This is a genomic window from Paraglaciecola algarum, from assembly GCF_021532655.1.
In the GTDB taxonomy this organism is placed as follows: Bacteria; Pseudomonadota; Gammaproteobacteria; order Enterobacterales; family Alteromonadaceae; genus Paraglaciecola; species Paraglaciecola algarum.
In genome coordinates this window covers 441,654-462,860 of sequence record NZ_JAKGAS010000003.1, presented here as the reverse complement: position 1 = coordinate 462,860, position 21,207 = coordinate 441,654, and the positions used below count along the sequence as shown (strand labels likewise).

The following is a 21,207-nucleotide window of genomic DNA, read 5'->3' as shown; positions in this document are numbered from 1 at the left end:
TGTGACAAAATGAAAAATATACAGAATTTACATCAATTAGCTCAACAAGCATTAAATAACCGAGATTATGTTAAGGCACATGCTTACTGTGTGGAGATTATTCAGCAGGAGCCTCAACATGCAGACAGTTATTTCTTATTAGGTATGGTAAATGTAGAAGTTGGGCAGATTCAAAAAGCCATAGCACTGATACATAAAGCTATAGAAATTAGTTCAAGCTTAGAATATTTGTCCCATCTTAGTAAATGTTATGCGTTACAAGGAAAAAAGACTGAGGCTGTGCGTTATGCCAATTTGGTCTCAGTAGAAAAGGTTAATAATCCTCTCACTTTAGATACTTTAGGTGTTGCATTAAGTCGTGTTGGGTCACATATACAAGCACTAGAGTATTTCGAAAAAGCTTTGTCTCTTACTAATAACAATCCAGCGTTTTATTACAATTTTGCCGTGTCGTGTAAATTTGCTGGGTTATTTGCAAAAGCTCGAGAGGCTTTTGAACAGGCGATTAAACTTAAACCTAATTACGCCCAAGCTCATTTTGCGTTGTCGGATCTAGGAGGCATTACTCAACAAAACAATCATATTGAACGTTTAGAAGTGGCAAGTCGTCAAATTGATCACCCCGATGACGGCTTACACTATGGCCATGCTTTAGCCAAAGAATACGAAGCATTAGGTTTATATGAGCAAGCTTTTCAAATATTAAACCAAGTTAAGCAGGCTAAATTATGCAGTCTAAATTACGATATTTCGCAAGACGTTGCACTCTTTGCTGCATCACAACCAAATACCAATCGTCAACCTCCAGTAGCGAAAACGAGGGGCAGTGATAGTCACGCACCTATTTTTGTTGTGGGTATGCCGCGCTCGGGTACGACTCTAGTCGAGCGTATTTTAAGTAATCATACTCAAGTTGACTCGTGTGGAGAGTTGCAAGACTTTGGTGTCGCTGTCAAAGAAGTAACCAATACGGCTTCTGCTAAAATCTTAGATGTAGAGACGTTAACCGCCGCACAAAATATTGATATGCGCCAATTAGGTGAGCGTTATATTGAACGAACAAAAGCAGTGAGAGGGCAAGCAGAACGTTTTGTCGATAAACTGCCATTTAACTTTTTTTATATCAATTTGATCTTAGATGCTTTGCCTAATGCAAAAATTGTTTGGGTGCAACGTAATGCTATGGACACCTGTATTGGCAATTTTAGGCAATTGTTTTCGATTAATAGCCCTTATTATGCCTATGCCTACGACTTGCAAAATATCGGTATGTTCTACCAGCAGTTTTACCGGCTAGGGCAAGCCTGGTCTGAAAAAAATGTCAAAAACCTCTTAGTGTTGAATTACGAGCAATTAGTTAAACAACCAGAGGAAGAAGTGAAGAGTTTACTTGATTTTTGTAAACTTGATTGGCAACCTCAATGTATACAAGTCGAAAATAATCAAGCGCCAGTGTCGACTGCAAGTAAGGTACAAGTTCGCGAGAAAATTAATACTCGCTCAATTGGGCGTTGGCAAAAATTTCGAAAGTCGACCTTAGAATTACAAGCATACTTTAAGCAGCACGCTATTCCTTTTGAATGAATTTATTGAATTAAAAAGTTATGTCCCACGGAGTAGTAATTCAGTGGGAATTATTAAGATATATAAAAAATGCTACCTAACATCTCTGGGTCTTGAAGGATCATGATTAGATGAATCAATTGCTCTTATAGTTTGAGTATCTTCTGTCTGGTATCCATCATTGTCAGTGACCCTTATTCTTACCGCAAATTGAGCCCCACTCTGGGTTGTAAATTTTTGAATCGTATTGAAATCGTATTCGACTCCATTAATCCATAACTCTCTTGATACTATGTGACCGTCAAAGTCAGCCGCTCCCGTCGTGCCAATTGAAGTGATATACTCGTTTATCCCAATTCGCTCGCCATAATAAGAAGTTGAGGAGACTGGCTTATAGTCACAGACTTCTCCATAAACATCGGCAACATGTGAAAACGGAACTTCCGCAGCACAAGTAATCCAATCAGATTCGTTTAATATTGTGCATACACCATCGGACATAGTTGTTGTTATGCCTTTAGTTTTATAATGATGTAGTTTACCAATCGCAACTACTGGGTTAGATGATTCGGCAACGTCTTCACTGATAGGTATCCATTTTTCTACAATTTCAGTTTCCATACATAGATTGGCAGTTGGACTACTTTTAGAGTGATTTACATATACTAATTGAGCACTACATGTAGCTTCCCCAGCATACATATTTTGTTGACCTTTAGCTTCTTCTCTGCAATTTACTTTTTCACCGAATGGATCTGCTAAACTCCCAAAACTAGCAGCGCCCAGAGTTAATAGAGCAATACGATTTTTAACACTCATTTCCTTTTTCCTTATGTTTAAAGTTTCTAATTGAAACCAAAAAAATTGTATAGAAGAAGAGGGGAGGGGTGGTCAATATTATTACCTTATATGATTGCATAATAAAATGTAGGAATTTTACTGTACAGAGTCAGAGAAACTGCTAATAAACACTAATTATTTTCTAATTGATTTAAATTAACTCAACTACCTATTTAATTCACTTAAGCTTTTCAATTGGGCGACCTGAGTGCCACCTAACTACGGTCTGTGGATTTTGAGCAAGACATTATTGTTTAAGAATGTTTACTTCCTTTCACTTTTCACTGAGTGATTAATAATTTAATGACGATAGTATTAAACACTGTTTTTAGGTATTGATGTTTAGGTGAACTCTCAAAAATAGAGTGCGTTATAGGGGATAACGCCTACATAAAATCTGATTTACTTTAACCTTGGTAGAGTTGCGTTGAAACATATTCAAGTTGCATGACTAGCGTTTTAATTGCACAATTAACTGGTCTAACCAGGAGGGCGTATGTCCGAGTTAAAACCCCAGTCAAAATATCCAATTAATCCTCTTCGAAAATTTGTTGATTTTGCCAATCGCCGGCCAGCTTGGTTAAGTTCTTGGTTAATTACTAAAGTCTTTCGCTTTAAAGTGAAGTTAGCAGGTACTACAGGCATTGAGATGTTACATACGGATGGTAAAACCGTTACCTACCGTCAAAAAAATTATCGCAAGGCGCAAAACCATATTGGTAGTGTGCATGCAGCTGCTACAGCTTTGTTAGCGGAGTCTTGTACCGGTTTTATTGTGGGGATTAATCTGCCAGGTGACAAATTACCCTTAATTAAACGTATGGATCTGCAATATATTAAACGAGCTACAGGCGACATGACGGCTGTAGCAAGTTTAACTGACGAGCAAATTAAGTTAATGCAATCCACTGATAGAGGCGAGGTTAGTGTTGCCGTAAAAGTTACTGACTCAACAGGTATCGAGCCTGTTATCTGTGAAATGCTTTGGGCTTGGGTAGAAAAACGCAGTTAATCGCTTTGTTTGTGAAAATTCTTTAATTCTTAAAATAATAAAAAATTCATGCAAACTACATTGAAACTTCTCAATTTTGCATTATAAAACAGGATAGAGCATGACAATTTGTAATTTGCTCAATCACTTTATATTATCAATTTGCTATTGAGAGAATAATTATGGCAAAACTTAATAGAGATACTTTGCTTAACCAGATGTTTGCTGACCCCAAAAACTATCCTTATGGCTTTTCTCGCTCTGGGGATTTTTCAATTAACGAAAGTAAAGCTTTGGTGCAATCTGGTTGTTTGATTGCTGCTTTGGTAGATGGGCTTATTGCACCTGAAACCGACGACGATAAAGAATTGTTAGCTGCTGCGTTTGCAAAAAAAGACCCTCAAACTCCCGCCGAAAAAGCTTGGGTTAAATATCAAAAACGCATCAATCGACCTAAATTAGGCAGTATTTATGGCACTCATCACACTGAGCTTGAAGACGATGATTCGATAGATGAAGACAACGATATTGAAATTGAACTAGACGAAGATTAAGTTAACCAGCCAATCTTGATTCTATTTTTGTTAATATTGTGTAAAACATCCTAAATCGATTAGAATTCCCTATTCTTTTTAGTGTTTTCATCCTAATATTTCCCTGTATTAGGATATGCGTCTCGCTTTTTTGTGTTTTGCTGTTTAATCTTTCTAATCCCTCAAGTATAGTGCCGCCATCGACTTAATAATCACCAATTTCTGGAGAGTTTCTAATGGAAATGATGTCAGGCGCCGCAATGGTTGTGCGAGCGTTAAAAGATGTAGGCGTAAAACATGTATTCGGGTATCCGGGTGGTTCTGTTTTAGACATCTACGATGCACTATATGTGCAAGATGATGTAGAGCATATTTTAGTACGACACGAGCAAGCAGCTGCGCATATGGCAGACGGTTATGCGCGCTCAACTGGTAATACAGGAACAGTGCTAGTGACCTCAGGTCCTGGTGCAACTAACACTATTACTGGTATTGCTACCGCTTATATGGACTCAGTTCCAATGGTTGTTTTGTCTGGTCAAGTGCCTACCATGCATATTGGCGAAGATGCTTTTCAAGAAACAGATATGATCGGTTGTTCTCGCCCTATCGTTAAACATAGCTTTTTAGTAAAGCGAGCAGTGGATATTCCTGCAGCCATCGCTAAGGCTTATCATATTGCGAACACAGGTCGCCCTGGCCCAGTGGTTATCGATTTACCAAAAGATATTGTTAACCCCCTTGAAGAGCATCCTTATGTGTTTCCTGAGTCAGTGCAAATGCGCTCTTATAATCCGACTCTTAAAGGGCACAACAAACAAATCAAAAAAGCCATAGATACTATCAAAGCAGCTAAACAGCCTGTTTTGTATATTGGTGGCGGTGTAATTGCGAGCGAGGCTAGCGAAGAGGTGACTCGATTTGCTGAATTATTGGGTTGTCCGGTTACATCTACCCTTATGGGACTAGGTGCGGTATCTGGTATTCATGAACAATTTGTTGGCATGTTAGGTATGCACGGCACCTTTGAAGCCAATAAAACTATGCATAATGCTGATTGTATTATTGCTTTGGGTGCTAGGTTTGATGACCGAGTCACGAACAACGTAGCCAAGTTTTGCCCTAATGCGACGATTGTACATGTTGATATTGATCCAACATCGATCTCAAAAACAGTCAGTGCCCATATTCCTGTAGTTGGATCTATAGAAACGGTTCTAGAACAATTTTTTGAAAGGCTAAAAGGTTTTGATAAATCTGCTCAAAAACAAAGTTTAGCCGATTGGTGGGAGCAAATCACTCAGTGGCGTAATACTAAGTGTTTAGACTATAAGTTAGATAAAGAACAAATAAAGCCGCAAGAAGTGGTGCAGTCTTTATACAAACACACGAATGGTGATGCATATGTGACCTCTGATGTGGGCCAGCATCAAATGTTTGCCGCCTTGTATTATCCGTTTGCTAAGCCTAGACGTTGGATAAATTCTGGTGGTGCTGGCACGATGGGCTTCGGTTTTCCAGCCGCTATGGGTGTACAAATCGCTCACCCAGATGCTGTGGTAGCTTGTGTAACAGGTGATGGCAGCATTCAAATGAATATTCAAGAGTTAGCTACTTGTTTACAATATAATATTCCAGTGAAAATTATTTCAATTAACAACCGTGCACTAGGTATGGTCCGTCAGTGGCAAGACATGATTTATAAAGGTCGTCATTCACATTCTTATATGGACTCTTTACCAGACTTCGTAAAACTGGCAGAAGCCTACGGTCATATTGGTATTCGGGTCGACAAACCAGAAGAGTTAGACGATGCGATGGCCCGTTGCTTTGCAGAAAAAGATCGTTTGGTATTTATGGATATTCGAGTAGATCAAAATGAACATGTGTACCCAATGCAGATTAAATATGGTGCGATGGACGATATGCGTTTAAGTAAGACGGAGCGTACCTAATGAGAAGAATTTTATCTGTATTAATGGAAAACGAACCTGGCGCATTATCTAGATTAGTTGGTGTATTTTCACAACGTGGTTATAACGTTGACTCTTTGAATGTGGCACCTACTGATGATAAAAGTTTATCTAGATTAACGATTGTTACTGAAGCTGATGACAAAGTAATTGAACAAATTACTAAACAGGTGAATAAGTTAATTGATGTGATCAAGGTAATTGATTTGTCAGATGGTGTGCATGTTGAACGTGAACTTATGTTAATTAAAGTGGCAACTCGCTCAGAATCTGTAAGAGCAGAAGTGAAACGTAATGTTGATATCTTTAGAGCGCAAATTATTGACGTAGATAATGCTAATTACACAATTCAAGTCACAGGTACGAGTGACAAACTTGATGGGTTTGCCCATGCTATTAGTCAAAGTACCGAGATCATTGAAGTATCTCGTTCAGGTGTTTGTGGGCTAGCTCGTGGTGAAAAGGCTTTGCGCTTATAACCCCAGCCCTTAACAACAAAACTAGTTCTTGTATAAAAGCCCTACGGGGCTTTTTTTATGTCTGTAATTTAATTTCAAAACTTAAAGCAATTCTTGGTCATTATAACGGTCTTCGTGAAAATTAAACTCAAATAGGGTTAAAAATTAGCACATTTGTGTAACAAATAGCCTCTCCAAATAATTTATGTAATTAAATTACATTATTATTAATAGTAATTTATTCTACTTCTATTCTAAAAAGAAATATAGGTTTTAATTTATCCAATAAAAACAACGCCTTGGTATTTGTGTTGCTCATGATTTAACCTCATTTACATTTGTTTGATGTTCACTCAGTAAATAAAACAACTAAATTCTGTAATTAAATTACACTTTGTCCATCGAGTTAAACAAATTGACTCCCCATTTTCTTATTTACTCTACCGAGGTGTTGTTATGAAAACTTTATTAATATCAGTTGTTGTTGCTTGTACTGCCAGTTTGTCTTTTACTGCTAACGCGGGAATGAAATTTGTTGGTGAAACTGAATATGCTCCATTATGTGAAGCTGCTGCTACCAATAATGCAGGTCAGTTGAAAAAGAGTGTGATTCAAACTGCACGTGAGTTTGGTTATAGTGAACGTAAAATGTTAAATGTGTTGAATCAAGAGAATAATTTTCAATGTTCTGGTCAAAATTTAGTTGAGTTTGCTGAAGTACGCGGCTCAACAGCAGCAGTTAACTATTTAACGGGTAATCAAGCAAGCGCTACACCTGTTATACAGCAAGCTTCTAGCAAATATAAATTTGTTGGCGACAATGATTATGCTAGTTTTTGTAAATCAGCTTTAAACAATGATTTAGGTCAGTTTAAACGTGCGGTTAATAACAAGGTTGGTACACTAGCTTCGTCAAGAAAAAAAGTACTTAGTATTGCACTTGAAGGAAACAATATTTCTTGTGACGGTGTGAGTTTGGTTGAGTTTTTTGAAAAAAATAACGCAACAGATGTATTAGATTTTATTGCACAATAACTAATACTTTTAGTATCTAGTATTAATGAAAAGCAGCCAATAGGCTGCTTTTTGTTTACCAAACTAAATCTTTGAAATGTTTTCGACACATAGATTCATACCTGTCGTTACCACCCACCTCTACTTGTTCACCTTCTTTCGCGGCTGTGCCATGTTCATCAATCCTAACTACAAAAGTGGCTTTTCTACCACAATGACAAATGGTTTTTAATTCTATTAATTTGTCTGCCCAAGCCATTAAGTAACGGCTTCCCTCAAAGGTTTCACCTAAAAAGTCAGTTCTTAAGCCGTAGGCTAATACTGGAATGTCTAATTCATCTACCAGTTCAACAAGTTGCTGAACCTGCTGTTTAGTCAAAAACTGGGCTTCGTCGATAAATAAACAGTCTATTTTTTTTGCGCTAGATCGTTGTGTTACTGCTGACAGTAAATCTGTTTGAGGTGTAAATAACTGAGCTTTAGCTTCAAGACCTATGCGCGAAGCGACCTTTCCTTCACCATACCTATTATCTAGTGCTGCGGTAAATATTTCAGCGCGCATACCTCGTTCAGCATAATTGTATGCAGATTGTAATAAAGACGTCGATTTTCCTGCGTTCATCGCAGAATAATAAAAATAAAGCTGGGCCATGTGGTTTTCTCGTTTGCGGTATTTATATTGATGAATTTGAGATAGGATTTTGCCAAATAATTAAGTCATCGTTTTTCATGGGTTTAGCGAAGTAATATCCTTGTAAATAGTCAACTCCCATTGAGGCTAACATTTTGGCTTGGTCCAGACTTTCTACTCCCTCGGCAATAGTTTTACAGTTAAGCTCTTGGGCTATAAATTGGGTGGCACGAATAATGGCTTCACCCTTGTCGTTAATATTATCGACAAAAGTTTTGTCTATCTTTACGTAGTTGACTGGCAAGGTTTGTAATTGTGATAGTGAGGAATAACCTGTGCCAAAATCATCAATGGATATTTTTACGTGACGTTGGCGAATTTGTTCTAATTGAAAAAGCACCTTGCTTTCATTTTCGGCAAATGTGGATTCAGTTACCTCTATATGTAATCTATGGGGAGGTAAAGCACTGCTTTGTAAGCAATTGTCCAGTTGGCGAATAAAACCATCGTCCATTAACTGAATCACAGAAACATTGACCGAAACAGTTGCATCTGCACAATGTTGCCAATGTTTTGCATCCATACAGGCTCGATTAAGTACCCATGCACCAATTTCTTTAATTAACCCTGATTTTTCAGCAAGTGGAATAAATACATCAGGCCCTATAAAGGTGCCATTAAAGTCCCATCTTAATAGTGCTTCAAATGCCCAAGGCACGTGTTCATCAGCAGAGACTATGGGTTGGTAACATAGGTATAATTGTTTGTACTGTATTGCATGTTGAAGGCCTTCTAAGATTTTTTGTGACGCTTCAATTTTTTCTTTTAAATGAGTAGTAAACATTCGAGGAGCACTTAAGGAAGTGCTCTTTTGCTCACACATAGTTAGATCGGCAAGTTGAATTAATTCAGTCGCCGACGTGCTGTGAACAGGCGCCAAAGCAACACCAATTGTGGCAGTTAAATGAAGTTCATTACCATGTACATAAATAGGCTGATCAATACTGGTAATAATCGCACTGGCAATTGACATAGCTGTATCTTCATCACTGTAGGGCAGGGCGACTAAAAACTCATCTCCTCCCCATCGGCCTACCCGATTTACTTCTGCAAAGGCAACAATGCGTTGAGTGACTTGAGTTAACACACTGTCACCCACTTTATGGCCCATAGTGTCGTTAATTTTTTTAAAGCCATTTAAATCAATAAATAATAGAGCTAAAGAATGCTTTTTAGATTGCGCTGTATTGATGAGTTTTTCGAGATTAATTGTGAAAGCTTTTCGATTCAGTAATTTAGTTAGTGAGTCAATATTGCTCATTTGCAAGATTTGTTCAGTACGTTTTTTTATTTCTTGTTCGAGCTCGGAGTTTGATTTATCAAGCTTTGAAGAGGCAATTTTTAATTCATGGTTACTTTTTGTTGTACGATTTTTCTCCAATGTCATTTGTGCTATTAAGTGTTCATTTTGATGATTTTGATGGATTGCTTTTTGGGTGAACTTTGCGGTTTTAAAACACAATGGAATTAGTAAAAGTGAGGAGGGTAAAATTACGTAACCTAGAAACTGCTGGTATGTTTGTTCAGATATAAAACAGATTATTCCAACAGGCAAAGATAAGATTAGACAATAACTTAAGGAAACAAAACGACTAGGAGATAATAATGGAATTGCTCCTGCTGCAAATGACGATAATACTATGGCGCTAAAACAAAACTCGGCTACATCCATACTAGGCATAAATAATAGTGTATGCACTGACCATAAGATGGCGGTTAAAATAGCTCCTGTTCCAAATCTGACAATACCGAAAAAGCCATTATTTAAATTTTTTCTACTACGAAATTGCCATTCTATTAAATCGACAACTCTAACTATCATCACTAGGCTAATGGCTATCCACCAAGTGAACTTGCCTTGAACGCCGCTGGCATAAACAAAAGTTAAAACAGAGCTAGCTAAGGAGCTAAACATGATGCCGATTAGGCTGTTATCGTACAACAATTGAGCTGTATGAGAGTTTATTTTCTGTTTTAATGAATCGTCGTGTGTGATAACAAACTACCTTAAGGCATAATTAACCAGTTTTTCTGTTTAGGCAATTAATCAGCTTTTCAGCGTGAAAAAAAATAATGTAAAAAAGATACAAAAAATTGTGGCCTAAGAAACTTAGATTAGCTAAAAATTCCTTGTATAACCAGTATAATGAACCTCTCTTCATATAAATTAATTAACAACAATTGTTGTCTGGTCAGTTTAACTAAGAATAAAGACTAGATTACAATACCTCAAATTTTACTAAAAGGTTAAGTTTTGCAGCAAAAAAAGGTAGTCGCACCTAAATTTGAAATGGCATTTTTGTTACCCAAGTATTGGTTAACTTGGTTGAGTATATTTGTCTTGTACACAATCTCTTGGTTGCCCTATAAAGGGCAGTTGTTGTTAGCTAAATTGCTCGGTCAAATATTGAAAATATTGGCGAAAAAACGCTATTTGGTGGCTAAACGAAACTTAGAGTTGTGCTTTCCTGATTACTCACAAGAGCAGCGCAGCGATATTCTAAAACAAAATTTAAATAACGCAGGTTTAGCGATCCTTGAGGCAAGTATGGGGTGGTGGTGGCCAGATTGGCGAGTAAAAAGAAAAGCTGAGTACGATGGATATGAAATTATAGAGGCAATACAGGCAAAAGGGAAAGGGGTGCTTGCTTATGCTATTCACAATATGAACTTGGAGTTTTCATGTCGAGTGGCTGGTAATAAAATACCTTCAGTAGTTTTTTATCGTAAACATAACAATCCTTTGATGGAATACATGCAGTACTACGGGCGAAACCGTTCCAATAAATACATGATCCATAAGCGCAATGTTAAAGGTTTGATTCAAGCTTTAAATGATGGTGAATTATGTATGTATTTACCCGATCAAGATTATGGACGGAATAGAAGTGAGTTTACCCCATTTTTTGCAGTACCAGAAACAGCGACTACTACGGGGTCTCTGTTGTTTGCTAAAGAGGCAAATTGTGAAACGGTTTTTTTAGTTTCGATTAGAACCGAGACCGGATATAAAATTAAAGTGCTACCCGGACTGGAGAATTTCCCTTCTGGTGACGATAAATATGATGTGACTCGAATTAATCAAACGATAGAAAAGATGATCATGTTAGCGCCAGAGCAGTATTTATGGATGCATAAAAGGTTCAAAACTAGGCCTGATGAAAATGCACCTTCACTTTATGATTAGAATGCAGAGGAATTGATTGTAAACCTATGGCAAAAAATAAGAGGGTAACGAATTCAATGTTTTGGATGAAACATGTGTCATTAGCTATTGTCATTTTGGTGATAGCTGGGATTGTTTTATATCTGCAAAACAGTCGAGTCTCGACGGTTCGTCCCGATGGGGAAGGACCAAAATCTATTGCTGAAAATATGAGTGATTTTTACTCAGACTATAAGTTAACCTCTCGTGATCCTTTGGTAGAGGAGTTAGGAGATTTTGTGTTACCCGTGACAACGCCGCAGGAACCATTGACTAATCGTTTAAGAAAGATGGAAAGATTACAAAAACCTACATCAGGACGTTGGGTAGGAGAACATAAACATCGTTCTTTTAAATCAGGTAGTACATTACGCAGTGCCATTACTGATTATGCTGAGTTGGAAGGCATGCAAGTTATTTGGGAATTAGATCAAGACTTTATTATTAAGCATACCTTTCAATTAGATGATTCTATACTTGGCAGTTTGAGGATGATAGCCACCGCTATCGATGCTAATTTTGATGGCGAAGTAAAAGCTTATATGTGCCCTAAACAACGTTCTTTAGTTATCACAGAAAAAGACACGGATTATTTGAGAAAATATTGTGCCTTGGCTCGCCGTTAACATACGAGCCAAGACGACAAATTAACTTCAGGTTAAGTACTTATTCCAAATACGGGTGACATTTTTTTGGTGACTAATTAACTCAGGTGTTGTTTTGATCAATTTTGCATTTTGTAATGCAAGTCTATGTGTGTGTTTTCGGTACTCTAAATAAGCTTGAATGAGTAAATCTGACTCATTTTCAGTGATGATGTTTAGTTTAGCTAACTCCTTTAATACTCTAAAATTATCGGTCCAGATAGCTATCTGCGGATTTTCTTTAGTATGTGCTAACAACATAAACTGCACTAAAAACTCAATATCAGCCACACCACCTTGATCTTGTTTTAAATCTAATTTGTACTCGTTACCTTGGGCTAAATGGTTACGCATTTTTTCACGCATTTCAGTCACTTCAGATGTTAATTCAGATGTTTTTCTAGGCAGGGATAAAACAGCTAAGCGTAAATCTACAAATATTTTGTGTATATCTGCGCAACCACTAATAAAGCGTGCTCGACACAAGGCTTGATGCTCCCATGTCCAAGCTTCACTTTTTTGGTATTCAATATAGCCATTGATATGACACACTAACAAGCCTGCATTACCTGAGGGCCGCAGGCGCATATCCACCTCATATAACCAGCCTAAACCTGTTTTGATGGTAAAAATATGTAAAATTCGTTGAGCTAGTTTGAAATAGAAATTAGCTGACTCAATGGGTTTATTACCATCAGTTAGCTCATTTCCTTGGCAATTATGTAAAAATACTAGATCTAAGTCGGAGCCATAGCCTAGTTCCCAGCCGCCCATTTTTCCATACCCGATCACAGCAAAACCCTTGTCTTGGATATTTCTAAGGCCTTGGATTTGGCAGGTTGGAGAGCCATATTTGTCAGTCATTTGTTGCCATGCAATATCCACAACTTGATGAATAATAGCTTCGGCTAAATAGGTCAGATGATCGCTTATTTGCATCACAGGTAAAACGTTGGATATATCCGCTGCGGCAATCTTCAATTGCTGAGTCAGTTTAAATTGGCGCAATGTTTCCATCTGTAACTCTAAATCTTCTGGTTCAACTCGTAACAAAGACTGTCTTAATTCATCACTATACTGGCCTTTTTCAATAGGTTGATACAAGGTGACTGGATTTAACAATTCATCCAGTAACAAAGGAAAACGAGAAATTTGTTCTGTCACCCAAGGGCTTGCATCACATAACTTAATGAGTTGACCTAATGCGCCTTGGTTTTCCCATAACAGTTGTAAATAGGCTGTGCGTCCTAAAATCGCCTGTAAAACTGTTAATATTCTATTTTGCAATTTAATTGGGTTATGGGAATTGGATGACCAAATTAGTTTGAACACCAATGGCATTAACTGATTTAAAATACTTAAGCCCCGCTGACCCACTCTTTTTTTCTGTAAGCTATCTTTGAAAGTTGAATATAGTTGAAAAAACTCATCGGTAAATTCTTCTACTGATAAGGTCATCTTGTGTTGTTCAGCTAACTGGATAAATAGTAATTGCGCTTCAGCTTGCTCTAAATCTAGATGCCATAGTTCCATAGCTGATTGATTTAATTTATCAGCCGATGGCTGTTGGTCATTGGTTTCGTCTTTCACTAATAATAAAAACTGCTGGTGGATGGCATCATGATGATGTTGCAAGGTCTGCATAAATTCAGAATAATTATCGAACCCTAAAATAGTGTTTAAGCGACTTTGATCAAGTTCATCGTCCGGCAATAATTGAGTCTGTTTATCGGCAAATTGTTGCAAGCAATGTTCAACTTTTCGCATCCATAAATAACTTTTTAATATCTGTTGAGCACTTTGTTTAGGGATGATATCCAGCGCCGTCAGTTCGAGTAAAGCAGCTTGTAAGCTTTGTGTTTGTAAGCTGGATTCACGACCACCATTAATTAGCTGCAAACTTTGTACTACAAATTCGGCTTCGCGAATGCCTCCTTGACCTAATTTTATATTGTTGACTAAACCACGGCGTCTGACTTCTTGTTGGATCATGTGTTTCATGGTGCGGAGTGACTCTATCGCACTAAAATCTAAATAACGACGATAGATAAAAGGTCTAAGTATTTGACTTAACTCTTGGGTATATTCGCAAGGGGGGTTAAGAATACGCGCCTTTAACATGGCATATCTTTCCCAATCACGGCCTTGCTCTTGGTAATAATCTTCCATGGCATCAAAATGCATGACTAAGGGGCCACTTTCACCAAATGGCCGTAAGCGCATGTCTACTCTAAATACCTGTCCATCAGCGGTTATTTGATTTAAAGAGGTAATCAGTTTTTGGGCTAATTTAATAAAAAACTGTTGGTGCTCGATTGATTTACGTCCACCTTGGGTATCCCCCTGATTGGCGTAGGTAAAAATAAGATCGATATCTGAAGAAAAGTTTAGCTCCTTGCCACCTAATTTCCCCATACCTAGAATTAGCATAGGTAGCGGGCCATGTTCGCCTTGCGGAGTGCCAAACCTAGGGGTGAGAGATTGATACAACCAGTAATTAGACTGATTGATCAATTGTACGGCCAGCTCAGAAACTTGTGCTACAGAACTTTCAATAGTCTGCATGTTAAGAAGATCTCGCCAGGCAATACGTACCATATGATAATTTCTAAATTGACGTAGTACCTTATGTAAAGAAACTTCGTCTGTTACTTGAGTTAGTCGTTCATTTAGCTCATGCGCATAATCTATTGTGTCGGCAAATAGCTGTTGTTCAGTCAACAATTGGCGTAACCAGTCGGTTTTGATGCTGCAATGTTCGAAAATAAATTCGCTCAGTGCAAAACCTTGTTCAATTTGATTTTGATAGGTGTTGAATTGCGGATCAAAGTCTTTATGTTCAGTTAAACAATCCCAGCGTTGTTTGCCTAATTCTGCTAATTCTTTTGAAAGCGAGGTTTGCATTCTATTTTACCTCCTGTAGGTGCAACATATTTTTAAGTGAAGTATCGGATAACTGACCTTCAACTAATTTAACTTTATTGGATTTAGACTGTTTTTTTATCCAAATTTCGGTTTTTAATGCGTGGGAATGATCGTCAACTTGGCTAAAAAATTTTAAGGTTAAAGGCCCTTTACCTTTTAGGGCTTTTGCGCATTTAGGGCCATTTGATTGGTGTTCAGCAAAACGCCTTGTTATATTGGTACAGATCCCCGTATAAAACTGGCCTAATCTATTTTCGATAATATATACGTACCAACTAGCCTTATTATTGATGTCGGTTGTTGCATCGAACTTTATTTGCTTAATATCACTATCTCTTTGATTCGGTATTTATCATTTGAAGCTTAAAGTTTACGTGTTATAAGTCAATCTTATTGAGAGAGCAAATTGGTAAAAGTGTATAGGGGCCTTTTATAGGAGCCGCCTTGTAACTGTTTACCTTCTTAGGCTGTTTATCCTTTTCTATGGATTGGGGTTGTGTTCAGTAACGCAATAAAGCGCCACAATATTTGTGGATTTAATGTGGAGTAAAGTTAACACTGGCTATGATTAAACGGCAGTTAGCGTTAGACAAACTTCAGTTTATTTAGTTTTTCGGAGTCGGTATGGCTAAAAATACACAGTGGTGGGGAGACGTTGCCTTTGGCTTAAACGATATTAAAGTTTGGAGTGTTGGTGATAGAAAAATAGCTATCCAGCGTTTAGATAAAGAGTGGATTATTTGGAATAAAGAGGTTAATACAGAAAGTCATGCACAAATTGTTACCTCATCATTAAAAACAACCAAAACGCTACAAGATGTGCCTTATTCAAGACATCTAGTCACCCACACCACGGACAGTCTAAAAGTCCAACCTAAATTAGCGGATAGGTCCATCGTTGCTAGGCCAGCGACCTCATTAAACGTCTTGCCGGGTGAACACGTTGAGTTGTACATCAGCTCGCCTTTGTGGTTTTCAGTCAATATTAGAGAAAGTCATACTTCTATGGTGGATATACCTTTTTGGCGCCCATCTGACTCTTGGTTTGGCTCGTCGACTATGCACGGTGAATTGTGTTACGCCAAATTTACCGATGCTCGAATTGACTTGTCACAAATAGAAAAACGTTGTCACCGAGCAATTACACCTATATTAATCAAAAATGAACACCTAGACGTTTTGACCATAGACAGAATTAATCTTCCGGCTCTGTTATTAAATTTATATGTAGACGACGAGCAGCAGTTTTGGACGCAAAAAGTAGAGATCACTCGGCATGATGATTCTGATAAAGCGGTTTTGCAACTTAGTCATCATCTACCTCAACATATGGTTAAGGATAATAAGGTGATATCAATGGCAAGAGAAAAATCTAACCAACATCAATTGGTCAAGTCGATTAAGAGTTTGTTAGCTTAGAAAGTCACACATTTGGAGTACGCAGTGCAAGAAACGAGATCACTAATGAGTTTAATTGAGCAGTTACATTTGTTTGAAATTAGTAAAGCACTATTGATTTTAGTCATGGGGTATTTCTTAGCGAAAATCGCCAGTAGCTCTCTATTACGTATAGAGTTTGCCAACTTAAGTGCTCATGGAAAAGTGCAGCTTAAGCGCGCTGTGTTTTATGGCATTTTTATTTTAATGGCGATATCGGCATTACGAGAACTCGGTTTTGACTTAAGCGTAGTATTGGGAGCCGCAGGGATTTTAAGTGTCGCCATAGGGTTTGCTTCACAAACATCGGCCTCAAATTTAATTAGTGGTATTTTTCTAATGATGGAGCGACCTTTTTCAATAGGTGATGTGATCCGTGTCGGCGAAACTACCGGAGAAGTCATTTCGATTGATTTATTGTCAGTCAAACTCCGAACATTTGATAACTTATTTGTACGTATACCAAATGAGAGCATGATTAAAACTCAAGTGACCACTTTGACTAAGTTTCCGATCCGTCGAGCAGATTTATCCATAGGTATTGCGTACAAAGAAGACATTGCAAGAGTTCAACAATTGTTAAGCGAAGTTGCTAACAAAAATACTAAGTGTTTGGATGAACCTGCGCCGCTATTTATTTTATTAGGTTTTGGCTCGTCTGCAGTGAATATTCAATTTTCTGTTTGGTCAAAGCGAGAGAATTTTTTGGCGTTAAAAAATACTATGTATCAAGAAATTAAAAAAGTATTTGACCAAGAAGGGATCGAAATACCCTTTCCACATCTTAGTATATATAGTGGCGAAGCAACAAAACCTATGCCTATTGCTATGCAAAACACCTACTCTAAGGCCGCAAAAAGCAAGTCGGATGATGATGCAAAGGTGAATAAATAATGAGTATTGGATCAGAAAAAGAACGCATTCGTAATGTCAGTGCAATCTTGTATACCGCTAGTCAATCCATTCGAATTTTGTCTCATGTGGAGTGGCGCAGAGAGGTTAAAACACAATTTTTTGCTGATAAATGCCAAGCGTTACCTAAGGTAGATTATCCTGAATTTGATGCAGCTCAGACGCTTTCTTTAGTGAAACAAGCTAGGTCCTTGTTAGGTAAGTCAGATATTGATCAATGGCTGGAAAGAATAGCGATTAAGCTGGAATACAGTGCTTTAATGATGGCTTCAACTGGCAATAAACAATTCTATGAGTTTTCAGAAAAATTATATGGTAAGCCGACTAATCCTTTTGTCGATGGTAAATCAACACCTCTGGAATTAGCTGCAACCTTTGATAAACAAATTGCTAGTTACAATGGTTACGATTTAGGCGCACCGCCAGCTATGTGTTACCTCGCATCTGATATTGCCCGACAAATGAAGGTAGCTGTGCTTGATATGTTTGGCAAAGACGCACCTCAAGTTGAAATAGTAGATGAACTTTCCGCTAATGCCTTAGCGAGTGCTAAGTTGATTAGAATTAGAAAGTCCGCCTGTTTTACAGATTTTGATGCACAACAATTAATTCATCATGAAGCCCATATTCATGTGGCAACATCGATTAATGGTTTACAGCAAACTGACTTGAAAATATTGGCGGCAGGGCATCCCGGCACCACTAAAACCCAAGAAGGATTAGCGGTTTTTTCTGAATATATTACCAACTCAATTGATTTAGATCGCTTACGCAGACTCGCTGATCGTATCATTGCGATTCAAATGTCGATTGACGGTGCCGATTTTCTGCAGGTTTTTGATTATTTTCTCGGGCGTATCGGCAATGAATCCCAAGCTTATGAAAATACTCGCAGAGTGTTTAGAGGTGGAGTTGTTTCTGGAGGGGCACCTTTCACAAAAGACGGGGTTTATTTAGAAGGTCTTATCCGTGTTCATAATTTTTTAAAGGCCATAGCGGCGAATGGTAGAGCAGATTGTCTTAAATTATTGTTTTGTGGGAAGTTAGATATTGAAGATATCCCAGTATTGTACAAACTGGAAAAAATGGGACTGTGTCAACCTGCAAAATACCTACCGCCTTGGGTTAAGGATGCCCGTTATTTATTAGCTTATCTTACCTGTTCAGGTTTCTTGAACAAAATGGATGTTACCAAAATTTATGCCCACTATGATGATTTGCTACAGAGTATTCCTAAAACGGGGATTTAATAACAATTTATCTTAATATGTCAGCACTCAGAATACATCCGGCAGATTTTGATTAAGTCATTTTAAATTCTCGCAGAGTGAATACTTATTAACGTGAAACAATCGTATTATTGTCGAAACCCAAATCTATTTCTTGAGACTGAACAAGAGCGGGAATTTACGAATAGAATAAATACACCGCTATATATATGGTGTGATATTTTATATGTAATTTAGTTGCTTATCATATAATAGAGCACAAATAGATCTGTGGATGAAGAGTCATTTAACATTAGGGGCAAATACAATATTAAGCAAGCAGATCAAACGGCTATGCAATGTCAGGGAAATCGTTCATAGTATGCTTTTTCTAAATATAAAGGTTCTAAGAGAATGGACTTTACATCAATCTCAACCTTGATCTCAGATTTTCTAAAGCTTGCCGAACAAGCTTTTGGCGATACTAGTACTTATATTCAGTTATGTGTTCTGGCAACTATTTATTCGTGCTCTTTCGGTATTGCCTATAAGATCCGCCACAGTGTGGGCTTAACTCACAACGAACCGTTAGACAGTGCTCACCCAGTTAGAAAACTGGCCTATCGAGTGGGGGGCATATTGTTTCCTTTATTGGCGATTATACTGCTACAAGTCTCTACTAAAGCGGGTAAAAGTTTAGAGTACACACCCTGGTTAATTGAAACGGCATTAGCCATAGCAATCTTGCTATTTTTTAATTCTCTTATTCGCGCCTTTGTACAGCATAAGTTTGCTGCCTCTTTGTTTAGGTGGGTTGGCCAACCTATTTTATTACTACATTTATTGGGTTTGCTGCCAACGGTTATTGTTGGACTCGAAGAAGTTTCTTTGACCGTAGGTAATGTTAGCGTGTCAGCTTATGGTGTATTTAGGGTGCTGATCTTCGGTAGTTTTTTATTTTGGTTGGGGCGTGTTTCAAACAACTTTGGTAAAGCGGTAATCAGAAAACAAACTTCCTTAGATATACCGACTAAAGAGGTGTTTACCAAGTTATTTGAAGTTGGCTTGTTTTGCATTGTGATCTTGTTGCTGTTAAATGTCATGGGAGTGAATCTCACTACTTTAGCTGTATTTGGTGGTGCTGTGGGTGTGGGACTTGGTTTAGGCTTACAGTCAATAGCTTCAAACTTTATTTCGGGCATTATCATTTTGCTCGATCGCTCGCTAACTGTGGGAGATTTTGTTGAGTTAGATGACGGACAAAAAGGTTTTGTCCGTGAGTTTAGAATGCGTTATGCCGTATTAGAAACCTACGACGGAAAAGACATTTTAGTCCCCAACGAAAAATTTATTTCGTCGTTAATGATTAACTGGACACACAAAGATCCGAAACAACGTTATCGTGTTGATTTTTCAGTGCCTTATGCTACTGACATTCGCAGTATGGTTGAATTTATTAAAGAGGCTGTCGCGACACACCCACAAGTGATAAGTGGTTTAGATGTGCCCTTTGAGGAGCGTCCAGACTGCGAAATAGACAGCTTTGGCGATTCAGGTGTAAATATGTTTGTAGAGTTTTGGATGATTGGTATTGATGACGGAAAAAACCGAGTGGGTGGGGATTTAATGTTGATAATCTTTGAAACATTAAGAGCTAATGGTATTGAAATACCCTTTCCCCAACGTGAAGTTAGAATTCTTAATCCTGACCAGCAAGCAAACAAATATTAATGGGTGGGCTTGTGTCATATTAAAATGTGGCACTTAGTAGACTTTCTATATCGAAAAAGCCATGTTTGTGATTAACAAATATGGCTTTTAAATTCTCGCTAAGAGGGAAATTATTTATGTCTAATGGTATTACCCTTTTCCTTGGGTGCGAGTACGATGAGGTTTGGCATTTTTTTCTATAAATTCATAAATTAATGCCGCAACGTCTTTTTTAGTGGCATTTTCTATTCCTTCTAAACCAGGTGATGAGTTGACTTCCATTACTACTGGACCACGTTCAGCACGTAAAAGATCAACACCACATACGTTTAAGCCCATAATATTAGCCGCTGCAACAGCCGTGGCTCGTTCTTCTTTGGTTAACTTAACCAAAACGGCAGAGCCACCTCTGTGTAAGTTAGATCTAAACTCACCCTCTGCACCTTGTCGTTTCATTGCCGCCACTACTTTGTCGCCTACTACAAAACATCGAATATCCGCGCCACCTGCTTCTTTAATAAATTCTTGAATAAGAATGTTTGCTTCTAAACCCATAAAGGCTTCGACTATGGCTTCTGCAGTTTTTGAGGTTTCGGCTAATACCACACCAATTCCTTGTGTGCCTTCAAGCAATTTAATGACACAAGGCGCGCCACCCACATTTTTAATTAGATCTTTAATATTATCTGGGCGGTTGGCAAAACCGGTTCTAGGCAAACCTATACCCTTTCGCGACAATAGTTGCATTGAACGTAGTTTGTCTCGTGAGCGACTAATAGCCACAGATTCGTTTACACAAAAACTACCTGTCATTTCAAATTGCCTCACAACCGCTGTGCCATAAAATGAAATTGAGGCGCCTATTCTAGGAATGATAGCGTCATATTGCGGTAGTTCTTTACCTTTATAGCGCACCATAGGTTTGCTGCTAGTGATGTCCATATAACAATGTAGTGTGTCAATAATATCGACTTCATGGCCTCTGGCTACGCCAACTTCTTTTAATCTCCGGGTGGAGTATAGGTTTTTGTTACGGGAAAGAATGCCAATTTTCATTGTTGTCTCACTTAGTGGAAGTTATTTAAAAGTTTAGGGGGTATTTA

General features: G+C 37.9%; 18 protein-coding genes. 12 read left to right on the top strand and 6 right to left on the bottom strand.

Annotation, left to right across the window (positions count from 1 at the left end; translation table 11 throughout):
* Nucleotides 1-9 precede the first annotated feature (9 nt).
* Nucleotides 10-1,584 carry a tetratricopeptide repeat-containing sulfotransferase family protein gene (locus tag L0668_RS08210; RefSeq protein ID WP_235311665.1) on the top strand — a complete coding sequence of 525 codons (1,575 nt, stop codon included), beginning with the start codon at nucleotides 10-12 and terminating at the stop codon, nucleotides 1,582-1,584.
* Between the two features lie 72 nt (nucleotides 1,585-1,656).
* Here L0668_RS08210 and L0668_RS08205 read toward each other — a convergent pair whose 3' ends face one another.
* Nucleotides 1,657-2,382, bottom strand: coding sequence for a hypothetical protein (locus tag L0668_RS08205; RefSeq protein WP_235311664.1), 726 nt, complete (start codon nucleotides 2,380-2,382; stop codon nucleotides 1,657-1,659).
* Nucleotides 2,383-2,899: 517 nt separating this feature from the next.
* Between L0668_RS08205 and L0668_RS08200 the strand changes: the two genes are divergently transcribed.
* The 5 genes from L0668_RS08200 (at nucleotide 2,900) to L0668_RS08180 (ending at nucleotide 7,393) form a co-directional block, all read left to right on the top strand.
* Nucleotides 2,900-3,415: a DUF4442 domain-containing protein gene (locus tag L0668_RS08200; RefSeq protein WP_235311662.1), complete on the top strand. Its 516-nt coding sequence runs from the start codon at nucleotides 2,900-2,902 to the stop codon at nucleotides 3,413-3,415.
* Nucleotides 3,416-3,576: 161 nt separating this feature from the next.
* A complete protein-coding gene (locus L0668_RS08195; RefSeq protein WP_235311660.1) occupies nucleotides 3,577-3,948 on the top strand; it encodes a MaoP family protein in 372 nt (123 codons plus the stop codon).
* Between the two features lie 215 nt (nucleotides 3,949-4,163).
* Complete coding sequence (locus tag L0668_RS08190) at nucleotides 4,164-5,882, top strand: acetolactate synthase 3 large subunit (protein ID WP_235311658.1); 1,719 nt, start codon at nucleotides 4,164-4,166, stop codon at nucleotides 5,880-5,882.
* Nucleotides 5,882-6,379, top strand: a complete 498-nt coding sequence (gene ilvN, locus L0668_RS08185; protein ID WP_235311656.1) for an acetolactate synthase small subunit — start codon at nucleotides 5,882-5,884, stop codon at nucleotides 6,377-6,379. The genes L0668_RS08190 and ilvN overlap by 1 nt, the downstream gene beginning before the upstream one ends.
* A gap of 435 nt (nucleotides 6,380-6,814) precedes the next feature.
* Nucleotides 6,815-7,393 (top strand): DUF3718 domain-containing protein, encoded by a 579-nt coding sequence (locus L0668_RS08180; protein WP_235311654.1) that lies wholly within the window; start codon nucleotides 6,815-6,817, stop codon nucleotides 7,391-7,393.
* A gap of 55 nt (nucleotides 7,394-7,448) precedes the next feature.
* On the opposite strand, the gene L0668_RS08175 is transcribed toward L0668_RS08180, so the two are convergent.
* Together L0668_RS08175 and L0668_RS08170 are read right to left on the bottom strand one after the other, a co-directional pair.
* The gene (locus L0668_RS08175; RefSeq protein ID WP_235311652.1) at nucleotides 7,449-8,024 is read right to left on the bottom strand and encodes a thymidine kinase; all 576 of its coding nucleotides are present in this window, start codon (nucleotides 8,022-8,024) and stop codon (nucleotides 7,449-7,451) included.
* Between the two features lie 22 nt (nucleotides 8,025-8,046).
* Entirely contained in the window at nucleotides 8,047-9,978 is a 1,932-nt protein-coding gene (locus L0668_RS08170; RefSeq protein ID WP_235311651.1) for a putative bifunctional diguanylate cyclase/phosphodiesterase, read from the bottom strand.
* Nucleotides 9,979-10,317: 339 nt separating this feature from the next.
* Between L0668_RS08170 and lpxL the strand changes: the two genes are divergently transcribed.
* Nucleotides 10,318-11,250, top strand: a complete 933-nt coding sequence (gene lpxL / locus L0668_RS08165; protein ID WP_235311649.1) for an LpxL/LpxP family Kdo(2)-lipid IV(A) lauroyl/palmitoleoyl acyltransferase — start codon at nucleotides 10,318-10,320, stop codon at nucleotides 11,248-11,250.
* Nucleotides 11,251-11,306: 56 nt separating this feature from the next.
* Nucleotides 11,307-11,894 carry a toxin co-regulated pilus biosynthesis Q family protein gene (locus L0668_RS08160; protein ID WP_235311648.1) on the top strand — a complete coding sequence of 196 codons (588 nt, stop codon included), beginning with the start codon at nucleotides 11,307-11,309 and terminating at the stop codon, nucleotides 11,892-11,894.
* 27 nt (nucleotides 11,895-11,921) lie between these two features.
* Here the strand turns inward: L0668_RS08160 and glnE are convergent, their stop codons facing one another.
* Together glnE and L0668_RS08150 are read right to left on the bottom strand one after the other, a co-directional pair.
* Nucleotides 11,922-14,816, bottom strand: coding sequence for a bifunctional [glutamate--ammonia ligase]-adenylyl-L-tyrosine phosphorylase/[glutamate--ammonia-ligase] adenylyltransferase (glnE, locus tag L0668_RS08155; RefSeq protein ID WP_235311647.1), 2,895 nt, complete (start codon nucleotides 14,814-14,816; stop codon nucleotides 11,922-11,924).
* A gap of 1 nt (nucleotide 14,817) precedes the next feature.
* Nucleotides 14,818-15,099: a GIY-YIG nuclease family protein gene (locus L0668_RS08150; RefSeq protein WP_349815634.1), complete on the bottom strand. Its 282-nt coding sequence runs from the start codon at nucleotides 15,097-15,099 to the stop codon at nucleotides 14,818-14,820.
* A gap of 362 nt (nucleotides 15,100-15,461) precedes the next feature.
* On the opposite strand from L0668_RS08150, the gene L0668_RS08145 reads away from it, so the two are divergent.
* The 4 genes from L0668_RS08145 to L0668_RS08130 all read left to right on the top strand — a co-directional run bounded on the left by L0668_RS08145 (nucleotide 15,462) and on the right by L0668_RS08130 (nucleotide 20,125).
* Complete coding sequence (locus tag L0668_RS08145) at nucleotides 15,462-16,256, top strand: DUF432 domain-containing protein (RefSeq protein WP_235311646.1); 795 nt, start codon at nucleotides 15,462-15,464, stop codon at nucleotides 16,254-16,256.
* Between the two features lie 24 nt (nucleotides 16,257-16,280).
* On the top strand, nucleotides 16,281-17,168 hold the full coding sequence (locus L0668_RS08140) for a mechanosensitive ion channel family protein (protein WP_235311645.1): 888 nt from the start codon (nucleotides 16,281-16,283) through the stop codon (nucleotides 17,166-17,168).
* Nucleotides 17,168-18,436: a peptidase MATCAP family protein gene (locus tag L0668_RS08135; protein ID WP_235311644.1), complete on the top strand. Its 1,269-nt coding sequence runs from the start codon at nucleotides 17,168-17,170 to the stop codon at nucleotides 18,434-18,436. Before L0668_RS08140 ends, L0668_RS08135 begins: the two co-directional genes overlap by 1 nt.
* A gap of 372 nt (nucleotides 18,437-18,808) precedes the next feature.
* Complete coding sequence (locus tag L0668_RS08130; protein WP_235311643.1) at nucleotides 18,809-20,125, top strand: mechanosensitive ion channel family protein; 1,317 nt, start codon at nucleotides 18,809-18,811, stop codon at nucleotides 20,123-20,125.
* 129 nt (nucleotides 20,126-20,254) lie between these two features.
* Here L0668_RS08130 and rimK read toward each other — a convergent pair whose 3' ends face one another.
* Nucleotides 20,255-21,160, bottom strand: coding sequence for a 30S ribosomal protein S6--L-glutamate ligase (rimK, locus tag L0668_RS08125; RefSeq protein WP_235311642.1), 906 nt, complete (start codon nucleotides 21,158-21,160; stop codon nucleotides 20,255-20,257).
* Between the last annotated feature and the right edge of the window lie 47 nt (nucleotides 21,161-21,207).

Bases quoted from the DNA above. Each gene is read 5' to 3' on its own strand.
- L0668_RS08195 (WP_235311660.1), top strand. From the start codon at position 3,577: ATGGCAAAACTTAATAGAGATACTTTGCTTAACCAGATGTTTGCTGAC.
- L0668_RS08175 (WP_235311652.1), bottom strand. From the start codon at position 8,024: ATGGCCCAGCTTTATTTTTATTATTCTGCGATGAACGCAGGAAAATCG.
- glnE (WP_235311647.1), bottom strand. From the start codon at position 14,816: ATGCAAACCTCGCTTTCAAAAGAATTAGCAGAATTAGGCAAACAACGC.
- L0668_RS08190 (WP_235311658.1), top strand. From the start codon at position 4,164: ATGGAAATGATGTCAGGCGCCGCAATGGTTGTGCGAGCGTTAAAAGAT.
- L0668_RS08135 (WP_235311644.1), top strand. From the start codon at position 17,168: ATGAGTATTGGATCAGAAAAAGAACGCATTCGTAATGTCAGTGCAATC.
- rimK (WP_235311642.1), bottom strand. From the start codon at position 21,160: ATGAAAATTGGCATTCTTTCCCGTAACAAAAACCTATACTCCACCCGG.
- L0668_RS08180 (WP_235311654.1), top strand. From the start codon at position 6,815: ATGAAAACTTTATTAATATCAGTTGTTGTTGCTTGTACTGCCAGTTTG.
- L0668_RS08205 (WP_235311664.1), bottom strand. From the start codon at position 2,382: ATGAGTGTTAAAAATCGTATTGCTCTATTAACTCTGGGCGCTGCTAGT.
- L0668_RS08200 (WP_235311662.1), top strand. From the start codon at position 2,900: ATGTCCGAGTTAAAACCCCAGTCAAAATATCCAATTAATCCTCTTCGA.
- ilvN (WP_235311656.1), top strand. From the start codon at position 5,882: ATGAGAAGAATTTTATCTGTATTAATGGAAAACGAACCTGGCGCATTA.
- L0668_RS08160 (WP_235311648.1), top strand. From the start codon at position 11,307: ATGTTTTGGATGAAACATGTGTCATTAGCTATTGTCATTTTGGTGATA.
- L0668_RS08145 (WP_235311646.1), top strand. From the start codon at position 15,462: ATGGCTAAAAATACACAGTGGTGGGGAGACGTTGCCTTTGGCTTAAAC.
- L0668_RS08210 (WP_235311665.1), top strand. From the start codon at position 10: ATGAAAAATATACAGAATTTACATCAATTAGCTCAACAAGCATTAAAT.
- L0668_RS08130 (WP_235311643.1), top strand. From the start codon at position 18,809: ATGGACTTTACATCAATCTCAACCTTGATCTCAGATTTTCTAAAGCTT.
- L0668_RS08170 (WP_235311651.1), bottom strand. From the start codon at position 9,978: ATGTTTAGCTCCTTAGCTAGCTCTGTTTTAACTTTTGTTTATGCCAGC.